Below are 14,377 nucleotides of genomic sequence, written 5' to 3'. Positions count from 1 at the left end.
CCGATGGTGTCAGACGTGGACCGCTCAGCGATCGTCGACGAGTGCCGCCGCGTGCTCGCGGCGAACTGGCGCACCGGCGTGCGCGCCGCTGACGGCCGCCCCTACGCCTACACCTGCCCGGCGCCCGGCCACTACCCGTGGCAGTGGTACTGGGACTCGTGCTTTGTCGCGATCAGCCGCTCGCAGTTCGACCCGGCCGGCGCCCGGGCCGAGCTCAGCTCGCTGCTCGATGCCCAGCGCGAGGACGGGTTCATCGGCCACACGATCTTCTGGGAGCGCCCGCTCACCGGCGCGCGGCGGCTCACCTACAACGTGACCGAGCCGGGCGCGGCGATGACCGCCTCGATCCAACCGCCGCTGCTCGCCTGGGCGTGGTCGCTGGCGGTCGGGGACCCGCGGGCCGAACCGCGGATCGGCGCCCACCACCGCTGGCTGGAGGAGCACCGTGACCTCGACGGAGACGGCCTGATCTGGATCGTCCAGCCCGACGAGTCCGGCCTGGACGCCTCCCCCCAGTTCGACGCGGCATGGGGCTGGCGGGCGCACTCCCGGCCCGGCTTCGTCACCCTCGTGCAGGCCAACCGCCGCCACCGCTACGACGCCCGGACGATCCGCGCGACAGGCGGAACGGTCGTCTGTGAGGTGCTCACCAACGTCCTCTACTCGCTGTCGCGGACCGCCCTCGGGCGGCCCTCGCTCACCGGCGCCCTGATCGACCGTTGCTGGGACGAGCGTCGCGGACTGTTCCTTCCCGTCAGCGACCGGCGCGGTCGCAGACCCCACCGTGGCGGCCCGGCCACCTGGGCGGCGCTCGCCCCGCTCGCCCTCGACGACCTCCCCGAGGCGATCGGGCGCCGGCTCGTGGAGGAGCACCTGCTCGACCCCGACGCGTTCTGGCTGCCGGCCGGCCCGCCGTCGGTGTCGGCGCGGGAGCCGAGCTTCCGGCCCCGCGAGTCGGGGCTCGTGCGCCGCTACTGGCGCGGGCCGATGTGGGTGAACGCCGCGTGGCTGTTGTGGCGGGGCCTCGTCCGCCTGGGCTTTGGGCTCCAGGCGGACGACCTGAGCGCGCGGGTGGCGCGGGCGGTGCTTACCAGCGGCCTGCGCGAGTACTACCACCCCGACAGCGGTGCGGGCCTCGGCCAGCGGGATTTCAGCTGGTCCGCGCTCGTGCTTGAAATGCTCCCGGCCGGCCCGGCGGGGCCCGGGGAGCCAACCGACGCCGGTCGCTAATGTCCGTGAACATGAGCACTCAGGGTGACGTTGAGCTGACCGACGAGCAGTGGCGCGAACGGCTGGCGCCGGACGAGTATCAGGTGCTGCGCCACCAGGCGACCGAGCGGCCCTTCAGCGGGGCCTACTTCGACCTCTGGGACGACGGCCAGTATCACTGTGCGGGCTGTGGCAGCGCCCTGTTCAGCTCCGAGACGAAGTTCGACGCCGGCTGTGGCTGGCCGTCCTTCAGCGAGCCGGTGAACAGTGACGCGGTCACCGAACGCAAGGACACGAGCCACGGGATGGTTCGCACCGAGGTGATCTGTCGCCGCTGCGGCGGCCACCTCGGCCACGTCTTCGACGACGGCCCCGAGCCGACCGGACTGCGCTACTGCATCAATTCACTCGCGCTCGGGTTCGACCCCGGGGCCGCGAGGTCCTGACGCGGCCGCCGGGAGTCAGGTCGCCCTCCCGGCTCAGAGATCGAGCAGGGCCTCGACGACGCCGTCGAGGCCAGACGCCTCGACGGTTGGTGGGGTGAACACCGGCGGGTAGGGGCCCCGTCCCCGCCGCACCCAGCCGGTCACCAACCCGGCGGCGGCCGCCCCGTGAAGATCCCAGGGATGAACGGCGACCATCGCCAACCGGCGCGGCGGTACGCCCGCGACCCGGGCGGCGTGATGGTAGGGCTCGGGCCGCGGCTTCCAATGACCGACCGCGTCAACGGACAGCACCTCAGCAAAGTGTGACCGCACCCCTGCCCGCTCGAGGATGCGTTCGGCACCGGGGAGGCCGCCGTTGGTCAACGCGACGGCCGGCACGCCGGCCTGCGCGAGCCGTTCGAGTGCGGGTGCGACGTCCGCGTGAACCGGGACCTCCGCGAAGGCGCGCAGCAGCTTCTCGATCGCGCCCGTCGGCACTCCCTGGCCGCAGGCGGCACAGACCTCCTCGAGGGCCGCGGCGGCGAGATCGGGAAACCGGCCACTGTCACCGGCGGCGGCGAGGGCCATCCCGTCCCGGAGGAGCACCGCAAACCACCACGGAAGGGCGGGCTCACCCAGCCCGAGGCCGGTGAAGAGTGATCGGAGAGCCGACAGGTCAGTCAGCGTCTCATTGACATCGAAGACGACCGCCTGAGGACGAACCGGTGTTGCGCGAGGGCCGCTGGCCGTCATCTCAGGACGTGTGGGTGTCGCCGGAGGCGGCCCGAGCGGAAGGGGCGCCGGGCTCCGTCTCGGCGCTCTCGCGTCGGCCGGCGCGGCGCTCGCGCAGCTTGAGGACGACGATCACCGCGACGATCGCCACCCCGAGGGCGATGCCGGCCCCGAGGCCGACGTCCTTGAAGACGGTCTCGACCGCGTGGCCGCCGAAGTAGCCGGCGAGCCCGTATGCGGTCGCCCAGGTCACCGCGCCGAGCGCGTTCCAGAGGAAGAAGACGCGGAACGGCATCTCGTTGATGCCGGCGAGCCAGGCGACGATGAACCGTACGAGCGACACCCACCGCCCGAGGAAGACCGTCTTGGGGCCGTGGCGGTCAAAGAACCGGTCACCGACCGCGATGAGGTGCCGGCGGCGGGCCTGGAACGGGCCGGGTCCGCCGACCACCTCGCGGCCGAGGCGGCGGCCGAGCAGGTAGCCGAGGTTGTCTCCGGCCATCGCGGAAGCGATCGCGATCACGATCACCAGCCAGATCTGCAGCTTGCCCTGGCTGGCGAGGACGGCGGCGAGGAGCAGCGCCGTCTCCCCCGGGGAGGGCACGCCCATCGATTCGAGGCCGATGATCGCCGGGAGGAAGTAACCGAGGCTGCCGGAGATGGCGATGATCGCCGCGGCCCCGATCATCGCGGCACGCTCACCGACTCGGCTTCAGCGCCGTCGGGAGCGGGAGTGGACGGCACACTCAGAGCGAAGGTCGCCCCGGCCGCCGTGTCCAGCAGGATGAGGTCCCCGTCCATCCGGCGGGCCAGCTCGCGTCCGATCGCCAACCCGAGCCCGAAGCCGGCCTCCCCCCCGGTCGCGCTGCCCCGCTTGAACCGCTCGAAGATGAGGTCACGCTCCTCCGGGGCGACGCCGGGACCGTGGTCGCTCACCGTCAGCCCTGAGCGGGTCAGCGTCACCGTCACCGCACTGTCGGCCGGGGCGACCCGCAGGGCGTTGTCGATCAGGATCCGCAGGATCTGAGCGAGCTTACCGGGGTCGGCGTGCACCCAGACCGGTCCCGCCTCACCCGATACCTGTCCGTGGACCGCGTGTTCGGTGAGGCTCTGCTCGAACTCGGCGAGGACCGCCCGAGTGAGCTCGCTCAGCTCGACCGGCTCAGAACGCAGCGGGACCTCGGCGTCGATGCGGCTGAGGTCGAGGAGGTCGGCGGCGAGCCGGGAGAGACGCCGGGACTGGCTCCGGGCCCGATCCAGCAGCGTGGCCGCGTCGCTGAGCTCGGGGTGCTCGCTGACGTCCTCGGCGACGAGTTCGAGCATCCCCTCGAGCGAGGCGAGCGGAGTCCGCAGCTCGTGACTGGCGGTCGCCACGAACGCGCGCCGCGCCTCCTCCTGATGGGCGAGGCGGCGTTGCATGATCGCGAAGGAGCGGGCGAGGTCACCGACCTCATCCCGGGCCCGGTCGGTCGGAACCTCGGCCCCGGCGCCCTCGGCCGCGACCCGCTGGGCCGCCTCCCGCAGGTGCTGGAGTCGGCGCACGAGCGTGCCGGCGAGCGGGAAGGCGAGGATGCCGGTGAGCAGCAGTCCGGCGAGCGCGGCGACCTCGAAGGCGCTGGCCACCGCGGAGGCCGCGGTCGGGATCTCATCGATCAGCTTGCGAACGGCGAGCACGGCGTCATCGGGCAGCTTGACGGCGGCGCGGACCACCTGCTGGCCGTCGACCTGCCCGAAGCTCATGTACGGGCGATAGGTGACGTGGCGCTGAAAGAACGCCGCGTCGACGTCGGCGAAGCTGTCGCTGGCGACCCCGTCCTCAGAGAGATCGGTGCTCGGCACCGACGTGAGGCTGATCGGCCGTCCGTGCCCACTCGCGTCGATGTAGCCGATCAGGTAGACGTCGTTGGTCCCGAGGCGCTGCTTGAGGGAGGTGAGCTCCTGCTCGAGGGCGGTCGCCGCGGCGCGGGCCTGGAGGTGCTCGGGGGTGTTGCGCAACTGACGTTCCCCGAGGGTGGCGATCGCCCCGTAGTCGATCCGCCCGATCCGCCGCAGACCGGACCGGGCGGCGATGATGTCCTTCTTCAGGGAAACGCTCGAGGCGACCCGAAGGGAGTGGTTGAGCTGGGGCAGCAGAACGATCGCCGCGACGACGAGGGTGACGACGGTCGTGATGAGGACGGCGCCGATGATCTGGCCCCGCAGACCGAAGGCGCCCCACCGCGGCAGCCGACGGCGGCCGGCATGCGCGTGATCACCGGGCTCCGCCTTCTGCGCTGACAACTACGGTCCCCGCAGGCGGTAACCGGCTCCGCGGACGGTGAGGATGTACTTGGGCTTCTCCGGCTCGGGCTCGAGCTTCTCCCGGAGGTGACGGATGTGGACGTCAATGGCGCGCGGATCCCGGTAGGCGGAGTCTCCCCAGATCGCCCGCAGCAACTCCTGCCGGTTGAGCAGCCGTCCCGGCTCGGTCATCAGTGCGTCGAGCAGTTCGAATTCGCTGAAGGTGAGACGGACCGACTCCCCCTCGACGGTCACCTCGCGCTGGGCCCGGTCGAGGGCGATCGGACCGACCTGGAGGATCTCGGCGCCGATCGCGCGCGTGCCGGCCCGGCGCAGGACCGCCCGAATCCGGCTGCGCAACTCGGCGAGCCCGAACGGCTTGGTCACGTAGTCGTCGGCGCCCGCCTCGAGCCCGAGGACGGCGTCCGCCTCGGAGTCGAGCGCCGTCAACATGATGATCGGCACGATGTTGCGCCGCGCTCGCAGCGTCCGGCACACCTCATACCCGTCCGGCCCGGGTCCGAGCGCGACGTCAAGCAGGATGATGTCAAAGGCGTCGGTGCTCGCCCGGTCGATCGCGCTGCGCCCGTCCGCGACCGCGGTGACCCTGTGCCCCTCCCGGGAGAAGGAGCGGTTGAGCATCTCCCGGAGGTCGGACTCGTCGTCGACGACGAGGATGTTGAGGGAGGCGGCCTGGGTGGCCACCTCGGCCGTCGGGTTGGCGCGGTCAGTCGACATTGACGCGTGACTTTACCGGCCGGGGCGGGCGTTCTGGGATCGTCTGGCGTACCGTCGAGAAAAACTCCCGCCAACTCACACTTGTCAACCTCGTGTGAACCGATCCATAAAAGTTCCGGTAAAACGGGGGCGGGCAGCATGAGGCGACCTCCCCCACGGTTATGCTCCCGCCGGTGCAACGTCGACTGATCGCCCTGGCGGCCGGAACGGCGGTCGGTTTCGGAGCGGCCGCGCCCGCCTTCGGCGGCCAGCCGATCGCCGCCTCCGGGGACGCGACGTCCGTGTCCGCGACGGCGGCCGACCTCAACGGGGTCGTTGCCCGAGCGGCCCCCGGGACGCGCTGGCGCTTTGCCTACAGCCCGAACGCCCGCATGCGCCGGGGCCTCACGCTCACACCGGCGGTGCCGCTGCACGGGCGTGTCGTCGCGGTCGAACGGCACGTCAGCTATCTGCGCCCCCACACCCGCTACTTCTGGCGGATCGTCGTCCTGGTCACCGCAGGGCACCGGACCTACGTCGTCGACGGGGCCCGGCGCTCGTTCGTCACCGGTCCACCAACCCGGCCGGTCACGCCCCCCACGAGGACGACCACCACGACGGGCACGACGACCGCACCGGCCCCGGGTGCGGCGACGGCCCCACCGGCGGCTTCAACCACCACGGGCGCGCCGACCGCGACCACCGGCACGGCGACGACGCCCACCGCGACCCCGGCGGCACTCGCCCGCTGAGACGCCCTGCGCCCGCCGGCCGGCCGCGCGGGTGACCGGGGCCGGACCTGGGGGGCTCAGCCGGCCGCCGCGGCGGATGCCGGCGCCGCGGGCGCCGGCAGCGCCCGCGGCGCGAGGCGGCCTTCCACGGCGATCGCCCACAGCGTGACGATCCAGGTGATCGTCGCCATCACCACGTGCACCCAGACCATCTCGGCCGGCAGCTTGAGTTCGTACTGGACGGCGCCGATCAGCCCCTGGGCGGCGAGGAGGACGCCGAGCACGGTGATCGGCTCAGCCGGGCTGAACGGGTGACCGTGGTGGCGCTTGAGGAACCAGACGGCGATCGTCAGCACGCCGAGGACGACGGCGATCGTCGCATGCTGGTTGACGACCCACTCGAGCGTGTCGGGGCCCTTGAAGGTGAGCCGCTTGATCACCTGGCCGACGTGGCCGCCCGAATGGGGTCCGGCCGCCGTCGCGGCGGTCCCGGCAAACAGGGTGAACGCGCACAGCAGCCCGAGCAGCCGGACGCCGTAGACGACGAGGCGGTCGGGGTTCGGCGGCCGCCAGCCGGCCGGATGGATCGAGCGCCAGACGAGCATGACAGCGAAGATGATGATCACCATCGACAGGAGGAAGTGCGACATCACAAAGCCGGGGGCGAGGTGCTCCCGAACGGTGAAGCCGCCGAGGACGGCCTGGGCGACGACGCCGAGCGGGAGCGACCAGGCGAGCCAGGCGAGGTCGCGGCGGAACGGCTTGCGCTTGAGGGCGGCGACGGCGATGACGGCGACGATGATGCCGACGAAGCCGGAGAGGACCCGGTTGGAGAACTCGATCAGCGGGTGGACCCCGAGCGGCGGATAGATGTGACCGGCACACCGTGGCCAGGTCGGGCAGCCGAGGCCGGAGTCGGTGAGCCGGACCGCCGCGCCGCTGAAGACGATCAGGGTGAGGGCGATCAGCGCAACCCAGCTGAGCGTCGTGAAGCGGCGCTCGTCCACGCTGAAGCGGGGGCGCACGCCGCGGGTCCGGGCAACGGGGATCTGTGAGGTGGCCATGGTGTCTCCGGGCTAGCCGCCTGTGACCAGGCGGGACGGCAGGGTGGCGGTGAGGTCCTCAAGGGTGGGAGCGGCGCGGTCCCGGTCCGAAACGGTGGCCTGGTCCGGGGCGAGCGGCCATCGGATCCCGACCGCCGGATCATCGAAGCAGAAACCGGCCTCGCGTGTCGGGTCGTAGTAGCTGGAGACCTTGTAGGTGACGTCCGCCTCGACCGAGAGGACGCAGAACCCGTGGGCGAACCCGTCCGGGACGAGCAGCTGGTGGTGGGTCTCGTCGTCGAGACGGACCGCCTCCCACTCGCCGAAGCGCGGGGACTCGGGGCGGATGTCGACGACGACGTCGAGGATCGCCCCGCGGACGCAGCGCACGAGCTTGCTCTGTCCGGCCTGGAAGTGCATGCCGCGGATCGTCCCGCCGCGTGAGCGGGAGTGGTTGTCCTGGACGAAGGTGACCTCGATGCCGGCCTCGGCGAGCGCGTCCGCTCGGAAGCTCTCGAGGAAGAAGCCGCGGGCGTCGCCGTGCACGACGGGCTCGATCAGGCGGGGGCCATCGAGCCGAGTCGGGGAAATCAGCACGCCTTGACTTTAGAGCAGCGGGGCGGGCGGCCTCCGTCCGTGGCGCGGGCCGGCGGTCCGGGCCACGGCGCGGACGCCGCGGCGGTCAGCCGGGGGCGGGCAGCGGGCCGGGGTGGCGGTAGACCATGATGCCGCCGGCGTTGACGACCAGGCGCCAGCCACCGCGGGCGAGCATCCGCAGGTAGCCGGGACTCTCCCCGTCGGCGACGAGCACGGCGGTGATGTGGTGGGCGGCGGCGAGGGCGTCGAGGTCGGCGGCGGCATGGGCGGGAAGCAGGCCGAGGGTGAGGCCCGGCACGAGCGGGTTGGCCGCGTAGTCGCCCGGGGCCTGGGGGCCCCAGTAGCCGCTCGCGAGCGCGAATGACATGTGCGCGTCGGCCTGCCAGAGCATCGACAGTCCGTCCTCGGCGTACGCGTAGGGGAGCGGGAGGACGACCTCGCCGGGATGGAGATAGCGGCGGTAGAGGCCGCTGGTGAAGAACGACGGTTGGGTGAAGTTCGTCTCCCGCAGGTTGAAGCTCGCGTTGGTGAAGGCCGGGTTGGGCACCAGCAGGGCGGCGGCGAACAGGCCGAGCAGCCACCGCCCGACGCGGCGACGCGGGCCCGAGGCCGACCCGATCCACACCGCGGCGGCGACCGCCGTGCCGAGGGAGACGTACATCCCCAGCCGCGAGGGGGTGAGCAGGTCGAAGAACGGAAGCTTGGCGAGCAGCGCGTAGGGCATCGGGATCGTCGGCTTCCCGGCGATCGTCAGCTTCGTGCCGAGGGAGAAGATGAACGCGACGGCCGTCAGCAGGACCACGAGCCGGGTGTCGCGGCGGCCGCGGCGGCTCACCGCGTAGGCGAAGAAGATGACGATCAGGCCGATCCCGAGGTAGTTGTTCTGCTCGGTGACGTCGTTGGTGACGAACGAGCCGGACAGCCCGGCGAAGAACTGGCGCCCGAGCCGGAACAGGTTCGTCGGGAAGAGGTAGCTGAGCAGGTCGGCCGGGTACAGGGCGGGAAAGCCCTTGGAGACCTGGGGGCCCTGGAAGGACAGGACGATGTAGTAGGACCAGACCACCACGGTGACCGCGAGGGCGACCGCGAGGACGAGCGCGACCTCGAGGATCCGCCGGCGTACCACGGAGTCCGCGAGGCACCAGCCGAGGACGAGCGCGAGGGCGGTGAAGCAGATCATCGTGAAGAAGATCTCGGTGGAGATGCCGAACTCGATCACGAGCAGCACTGACAGCAGCCCGCCGGCCCGGCGGCGGGAGATCTCGCCGTTGAGCCGGCGCAGGCTGATGAGCGCCAGCAGCGGCGGGGCGAAGGTCCAGATGAGGTTCATGTGGGCAAGCTGGTGGGCGAGCTCATAGCCCGAGAAGCCGTAGGTGAAGCCGGCGAGGATCGACGCCCACGGGGCGCCGCTGAGGTAGCGACAGAGCCGGTAGGCGGCCCAGCCGTTGAGGACGGGCGCCGAGAAGGCGAGGAGGTTCCAGGCGGCGACCGGGCCGAACAGGGCGTCGAGCGGAGCCCCCGGGATGGCGAGGACCGGCGCCATCGTCGCCGCTGCGAGGTTGAAGGGACCGGGCGCCCACAGCAGGTGGGTGGAGAGCGGGTTGAGTCCGTGCGCGATCGCGTAGGGGATCCACACCCACGACCACATCCACTGGGTCGGGTCCGGTGAGAGGGCACAGCCACAGACGGTGTTGAGGTGGGTCGCGGCGGTGTGGTCATAGACGAGGATCGCCGCGAGGTAGACGACGACCGCGAGCGCGCCGTGACCGTCGCGGAACCAGCGCGGGAAGCTCGTCGCCGAACCGGTCGAGCCGACCCGGCTCGACACCGCGGCGGAGGACCTCAGGCCGGTGGGGGGCAGTGCCGGGCTCGTCGAGCTGCTCACGAGCCACCCCGCAGAAGACGCAGCCGGGCGGGTACCCGGTAGAGCCACACCCCGCCGGTCTCGACGCGGCGGAGGCCGAGCTGGGTGAGCACGTGGGGCCAGGGGCCAGCGGCGGCGGGGAGGACGACGACGGCCCCGACGTCGTGGGCGCCGAGGAAGTGGCGCAGGTGCCGGTAGGGGTCGGTGAAGGGGTGGAAGGAGAGCAGCTCAGAGACGGTCAGGCTGCTCCGGTACCCGTCCGGGTAGTAGCCGAACCAGCCGCTCGCCTCACGGAAGTATCCGCGGGCCTGAGCCTGCCAGAGCAGGCTGTTGCCGAACGGCCCGAACGGGATCGGGAGGATCGCCTCGTCGTGGCGCAGCTCACGGCGGTAGAGGCCGTCGGTGATGAACGCCGGCGAACTGACGTTCTCGGCGAAGATCGGCTGGCCGGTCGGGAGGGTGTGGTTGAAGTTGGGGGCGATGAAGGCGACTGCGAGCAGGGCGAGCAGCCACCGCCACGCCCGCCACCGGCCGGGTCGGGCCAGCCAGACCGCGCAGGCGACCGCCGCCGCCAGCTCGACGTACAGGCCGATCCGGACCGGGCTGATCTCATCAAAGGCCGGTTTGAGGTCAAGCAGCCGCCAGGGGAGGGGGAGCGTCGCCTGTCCGGCGACGATCAGGGTCGGCCCGAGCGACCACACGCAGGCGACGACGGCGCAGAGAACGAGCACCCGCATCCCCCAGTGCCGCCAGGCGGCGACCGCTCCGGCGCATGCGCCGGCGAGCAGCGGCAGACCGAGATAGGTGCCGGTCTCCGTGAACCCCGCCGCGGCGGGAAACAGGTCGGCGATCGGGAGGAACCGGTTCTGCCCGACCCGGAACAGCGGGGTCGGGATCACGTAGGAGAGGAGGTCGGCGACGTTGAGCCGGCTGTTGTAGCCGGGGTTGACCGCCGGGCCGATCAGAGCGTAGTAGAGCAACGGCGAGCAGACGACCGCCGCGACGAGGTAGGCGAGGGCGAGTTCGGGCACGAGCCGGCCGACGATCCGCCGGCGGGCGTCCGGCGGAGCGATCAGGAGCGCGGTCATCACGGCGACGGCGCCGAGGCAGGTGGTGGTGAAGACGATCTCGGTGCCGATCCCGATCTGGGCGATCAGCGCGACCGCGGCGAGGGTGACGAACCGCCGCCGACTGATGTCCCCGTTGAGGCGCGCCAGGGCGAGCAGGGCGAGCGCGACGGGCAGGAAGGTGAAGGCGAGGTTGAGATGGCCCTGAAGCTGACTGAGGAAGTACGCGGAGAACCCGTAAAGCCAGCCGCCGAGGATCGACGCCCCCGGCGCGCCGGTGACCCGCAGGCAGAGCCGGTAGGCGAGCCAGGCGCTCAGCACCGGCGCGATCAGCATGCACAGGTTGTAGGAGACGACCGGGCCGGCGCGCCAGCCGATCAGCGCGTTGAGCGGGGCGAGCAGGAGCGCGGGCACCGGCGTGCTCGTGACCGAACCGAGGTTGTAGGCGTCGGGCACCCAGATCGCGTGGGTGACCAGTGGGTTGAGCCCGCCGAGGATCGCGTGGGGCCACCACCACATCGCCCACATGTACTGGGTCGGGTCACCGACGATGTTGCCGGCGATCTCGGTGCCCGGATGGAGCACCGCGTGGTACTCGATCACGATCGCACCGGCGAGATAGAGGATGAGAGCGATGAGGCTGTGCCGGCGGGCGAGAAGCCCGGAGGCGGCCGCCAGTGGACGGGAGCGTCCCCAGCCGCTGAATCGCTCCCCGACCGTGCCGGTGACCGCGCCGAGGCCGTGCACGGGACGTTCGAGTCCGTCCGCCACCCGGTCGAGGACCCGGTCGATGCGGCCGGCGGCGGGGTTGGTGGGGGGCTCGGCGGCGGTCGTGGCGGTGTCGGGCATCAGATCGAGGGCCGGGCGGTCGGGCGGGGCGGGGTGGCGGGTCGCCCGGAGGCCGAACGGAACGCCGCCGGGCAGGCTAGCCGCCCGCGACCGCGCAGACCAGTACGGCCCGGCCGGGCGAGATGCGCACGTGCCAGGGGTGGTGGACGCGGTCAGAGCGGACGCTGAGCAGGATGGCATGCCCGGGCGCGATCACGGCGACCGGGCCGTTCTCGTACCCGCTCGCGAAACGGCGGACCCGGACGGCGCTCGCCGCGGTGGCGGTCGCGGTGGCGGTGGCGGGGGCGGTCGCCGCGGTGGCGGTCGCGGTCTGGGCGGTGCCGGTGCGGATCAGCAGCCTCCCGCGGACGGGGCCGACATCAAGGGTGCTCGCCGGGCCGTCCGGGCTGAAGTGCAGACAGCTCCCGTCGGCGCTCAGCCGTCCGTGCAGACGGAAATGCGCGGTCGGAGGCGAACCACCGGGACGGACCCCGGACCGGGCGGCCGCGACGGTCACCTCCCCGTCGCGGACGAAGACCTGATCGGCGTCCGCGCGCTGCTCCTCGGTTCCGGCGAGTAACTGGGCGAGCGTGAAGGCGCCGGTTCCGCCGAGTGCCCGGGTCGCGGGAAAGTACAGGCCGGCGATCACCTGGGGCGCCCAGTGCGGGTCGAGCACAAAGCCCGGCGGGGTTCGGGCCGGGCCGATGACGTTGAGCGCGGTGAGTTCGGCGGCGACGTCGTTGGACCCCTCCGACAGCTGCCCCTCCCCGAAGGCGAACGCGCGGACGTTGCCGACGAGCGCGACGGCGACGACGATCCCGGCGACCGCGAGCCCCCGGGCGCTGAGGCGAGCCTCCCGCAGGCTCTCGACGGTGATCAGGGTGAGCATGATCGCGCCCGTGTAGACGTAGCGTGAGGCGTTGGGCTCACCCAGGCCGGCCCGGCCGTAGGCGACGAGTGCCCAGTAGCCGACCGCAACGACCGCCAGGGCGATCAGCCGGGCACTGAGGGCCCGGTGGCGGATCAGCCGCCAGGCGAGCAGCCCGATCAGGGCGGCGAGGACGACCCAGCCGGCCGCGGGCCCGTGCCCGAACAGGCCTCCGGGCTCGCCCTGACCGACGAGCGCGCCCGCCGCCGCCGCGGCGAGCCGGGCCCCGAACACCGGGATCGCGGTGAGATCGTGAGCCGAGCCGGCGCCGGTGAAGAAGGCGACGTACCAGCTGAGGTAGGCGAGGATCGGCACGACCCAGACCCACGCCCGGCGGAGGTTGCGGTCCCACCAGGTCAGCTCGATCGCAAGCGCGAGCGCGAACAGGATCGCCGTCTCGGCACACAGCAGGCTCGCGCAGAGGAGCAGGCAGCCGACCCAGGCGGGACGGTCGGCGTTGTCGAAGCTGACGAAGGCGAGGATCCCGAGCGCGAGGGACGTCGTGAACCCGAAGTTGATCCCCCACAGGATGAACTCCCAGCCGGTGCCGAGGAAGGCGACCGGGATCGCCACGAGCAGCGCGAGCGCGCCGATCCGCGCCCGGCAGAACAGGTAGACGGCGCCGACGACGAGCAGATGCCCGAGCGTGGCCAGCAGCCGGTACCAGTGGTAGTGGGCGAGCCCGATCGTGTGGAAGAACAGCTGGTAGACGGCGAGCGGCACGAGCATCATGTGCTCGTTGTAGGCGTCGAAGATCGCCGACAGCCCCCCGTGGCGCAGCTCGATCCACGTCCACTCGTCGAAGTAGAACCGGTTGCCGCGGCCCTCCTCGATCAGCCAGGCGAACGCGATCAGGAGGAGCACGACGGCACCGAGGTCGGCGGCCCGCCACCTGCGGCTCACGGACGCCACCGGTGCCGCGGTCAGGGTCGGCTGGCCGCCGGCGGGGGCCGGTGGCCGGCGAGCAGCGCAAGGTCGGCGTCGACCATCATCCGAATCAGCCGCTCGAAGTTGACCTCGGGCTCCCAGCCGAGCTCGGCCTTGGCCCGCGCCGAGTTGCCGATCAGCTGGTCCACCTCGGCCGGACGCAGCATCGTCGGGTCGGTGACGACGTGCCCGTCGATCGGGATGCCCGCCTGGTCGAAGGCGATCTCGACGCACTCGCGGACCGAGTGCGTCTCCCCGGTGGCGATCACGTAGTCGTCGGCCACGTCACGCTGGAGCATCAGCCACATCGCCTTGACGTAGTCGCCGGCGTAACCCCAGTCACGCTGGGCGTCGAGGTTGCCGAGGGCGAGCTGGTGGCGGAGCCCGAGCTTGATCGCCGCGGCGTGCCAGGTGATCTTGCGGGTGACGAACTCGAGCCCACGGCGCGGGCTCTCATGGTTGAAGAGGATGCCGCTCGTCGCGTGAAGGCCGTAGGACTCGCGGTAGTTGACGGTGATGAAGTGCCCGTAGGCCTTGGCGACACCGTAGGGCGAGCGGGGGTAGAACGGCGTCCGCTCGGTCTGGGGCACCTCAAGCACCTTGCCGAACATCTCACTCGAGGACGCCTGGTAGAAGCGCGCCTCCGGGCAGACCTCGCGCATCGCCTCGAGGAGGCGCGTCACGCCGGTTCCGGTGAACTCGGCCGTGAGGGTCGGCTGGACCCAGGAGGCGGCGACATAGGACATCGCGGCGAGGTTGTAGATCTCCTCCGGCGCGGCCGCGCGAAGGGTGTCGACGAGGCTCCGCTGGTCGAGCAGATCGCCCTGATGGAGGGTGATCCGCTCACGGATGTGCTCGATCCGATCGAACTTCTCGGTGGAGGAGCGGCGCACCATGCCGTGCACGTCGTACCCCTTCTCGAGCAGCAGTTCGGCGAGGTAGGAGCCGTCCTGGCCGGTGATGCCCGTGATGAGGGCACGACGAGGGGTCATCGGGAGTTGCTCCGGTCGGGCTCCATCCGGGCGAGAG

13 protein-coding genes are annotated in these 14,377 nt (G+C 71.7%); 3 read left to right on the top strand and 10 right to left on the bottom strand.

Annotated features, from left to right (window positions below; all coding sequences use genetic code 11):
- The first annotated feature begins 3 nt into the window (after positions 1-3).
- A complete protein-coding gene (locus M3M55_RS05230) occupies positions 4-1,230 on the top strand; it encodes a hypothetical protein (protein ID WP_249011774.1) in 1,227 nt (408 codons plus the stop codon).
- 11 nt (positions 1,231-1,241) lie between these two features.
- A complete protein-coding gene (msrB, locus tag M3M55_RS05225; protein WP_249011773.1) occupies positions 1,242-1,655 on the top strand; it encodes a peptide-methionine (R)-S-oxide reductase MsrB in 414 nt (137 codons plus the stop codon).
- A gap of 33 nt (positions 1,656-1,688) precedes the next feature.
- On the opposite strand, the gene M3M55_RS05220 is transcribed toward msrB, so the two are convergent.
- The 4 genes from M3M55_RS05220 to M3M55_RS05205 are packed head-to-tail and all read right to left on the bottom strand — an operon-like array spanning position 1,689 to position 5,384.
- The gene (locus M3M55_RS05220) at positions 1,689-2,387 is read right to left on the bottom strand and encodes a haloacid dehalogenase type II (RefSeq protein WP_249011772.1); all 699 of its coding nucleotides are present in this window, start codon (positions 2,385-2,387) and stop codon (positions 1,689-1,691) included.
- Position 2,388: 1 nt separating this feature from the next.
- Complete coding sequence (locus tag M3M55_RS05215) at positions 2,389-3,054, bottom strand: DedA family protein (RefSeq protein WP_249011771.1); 666 nt, start codon at positions 3,052-3,054, stop codon at positions 2,389-2,391.
- Positions 3,051-4,646, bottom strand: a complete 1,596-nt coding sequence (locus M3M55_RS05210; protein ID WP_249011770.1) for a HAMP domain-containing sensor histidine kinase — start codon at positions 4,644-4,646, stop codon at positions 3,051-3,053. Before M3M55_RS05210 ends, M3M55_RS05215 begins: the two co-directional genes overlap by 4 nt.
- Positions 4,647-5,384: a response regulator transcription factor gene (locus tag M3M55_RS05205; protein WP_249011769.1), complete on the bottom strand. Its 738-nt coding sequence runs from the start codon at positions 5,382-5,384 to the stop codon at positions 4,647-4,649.
- A gap of 173 nt (positions 5,385-5,557) precedes the next feature.
- On the opposite strand from M3M55_RS05205, the gene M3M55_RS05200 reads away from it, so the two are divergent.
- Positions 5,558-6,115, top strand: a complete 558-nt coding sequence (locus M3M55_RS05200) for a hypothetical protein (RefSeq protein WP_249011768.1) — start codon at positions 5,558-5,560, stop codon at positions 6,113-6,115.
- A 56-nt stretch (positions 6,116-6,171) separates the two neighbouring features.
- Here the strand turns inward: M3M55_RS05200 and M3M55_RS05195 are convergent, their stop codons facing one another.
- From M3M55_RS05195 to gmd, 6 genes are all read right to left on the bottom strand, one after another.
- Complete coding sequence (locus M3M55_RS05195) at positions 6,172-7,158, bottom strand: heme A synthase (RefSeq protein WP_249011767.1); 987 nt, start codon at positions 7,156-7,158, stop codon at positions 6,172-6,174.
- 12 nt (positions 7,159-7,170) lie between these two features.
- Positions 7,171-7,734, bottom strand: a complete 564-nt coding sequence (rfbC, locus tag M3M55_RS05190; protein ID WP_249011766.1) for a dTDP-4-dehydrorhamnose 3,5-epimerase — start codon at positions 7,732-7,734, stop codon at positions 7,171-7,173.
- 85 nt (positions 7,735-7,819) lie between these two features.
- Positions 7,820-9,562, bottom strand: coding sequence for a hypothetical protein (locus M3M55_RS05185; protein WP_249011765.1), 1,743 nt, complete (start codon positions 9,560-9,562; stop codon positions 7,820-7,822).
- Between the two features lie 53 nt (positions 9,563-9,615).
- Positions 9,616-11,514: a hypothetical protein gene (locus tag M3M55_RS05180; RefSeq protein ID WP_249011764.1), complete on the bottom strand. Its 1,899-nt coding sequence runs from the start codon at positions 11,512-11,514 to the stop codon at positions 9,616-9,618.
- Positions 11,515-11,590: 76 nt separating this feature from the next.
- Positions 11,591-13,324, bottom strand: coding sequence for a hypothetical protein (locus M3M55_RS05175; RefSeq protein WP_249011763.1), 1,734 nt, complete (start codon positions 13,322-13,324; stop codon positions 11,591-11,593).
- 20 nt (positions 13,325-13,344) lie between these two features.
- Positions 13,345-14,340: a GDP-mannose 4,6-dehydratase gene (gene gmd, locus M3M55_RS05170; RefSeq protein WP_249011762.1), complete on the bottom strand. Its 996-nt coding sequence runs from the start codon at positions 14,338-14,340 to the stop codon at positions 13,345-13,347.
- Positions 14,341-14,377 lie beyond the last annotated feature (37 nt).

Source organism: Conexibacter sp. DBS9H8, assembly GCF_023330685.1.
Taxonomy (GTDB): Bacteria; Actinomycetota; Thermoleophilia; order Solirubrobacterales; family Solirubrobacteraceae; genus Palsa-465.
The sequence above is the reverse complement of the archived record's forward strand: the minus strand, read 5'-3'. Positions and strand labels throughout refer to the sequence as shown.

Coding starts and splice junctions, on each gene's coding strand:
- M3M55_RS05230 (WP_249011774.1), top strand. CDS start 4: ATGGTGTCAGACGTGGACCGCTCAGCGATCGTCGACGAGTGCCGCCGC.
- msrB (WP_249011773.1), top strand. CDS start 1,242: ATGAGCACTCAGGGTGACGTTGAGCTGACCGACGAGCAGTGGCGCGAA.
- M3M55_RS05220 (WP_249011772.1), bottom strand. CDS start 2,387: ATGACGGCCAGCGGCCCTCGCGCAACACCGGTTCGTCCTCAGGCGGTC.
- M3M55_RS05215 (WP_249011771.1), bottom strand. CDS start 3,054: ATGATCGGGGCCGCGGCGATCATCGCCATCTCCGGCAGCCTCGGTTAC.
- M3M55_RS05205 (WP_249011769.1), bottom strand. CDS start 5,384: ATGTCGACTGACCGCGCCAACCCGACGGCCGAGGTGGCCACCCAGGCC.
- M3M55_RS05195 (WP_249011767.1), bottom strand. CDS start 7,158: ATGGCCACCTCACAGATCCCCGTTGCCCGGACCCGCGGCGTGCGCCCC.
- M3M55_RS05180 (WP_249011764.1), bottom strand. CDS start 11,514: ATGCCCGACACCGCCACGACCGCCGCCGAGCCCCCCACCAACCCCGCC.
- gmd (WP_249011762.1), bottom strand. CDS start 14,340: ATGACCCCTCGTCGTGCCCTCATCACGGGCATCACCGGCCAGGACGGC.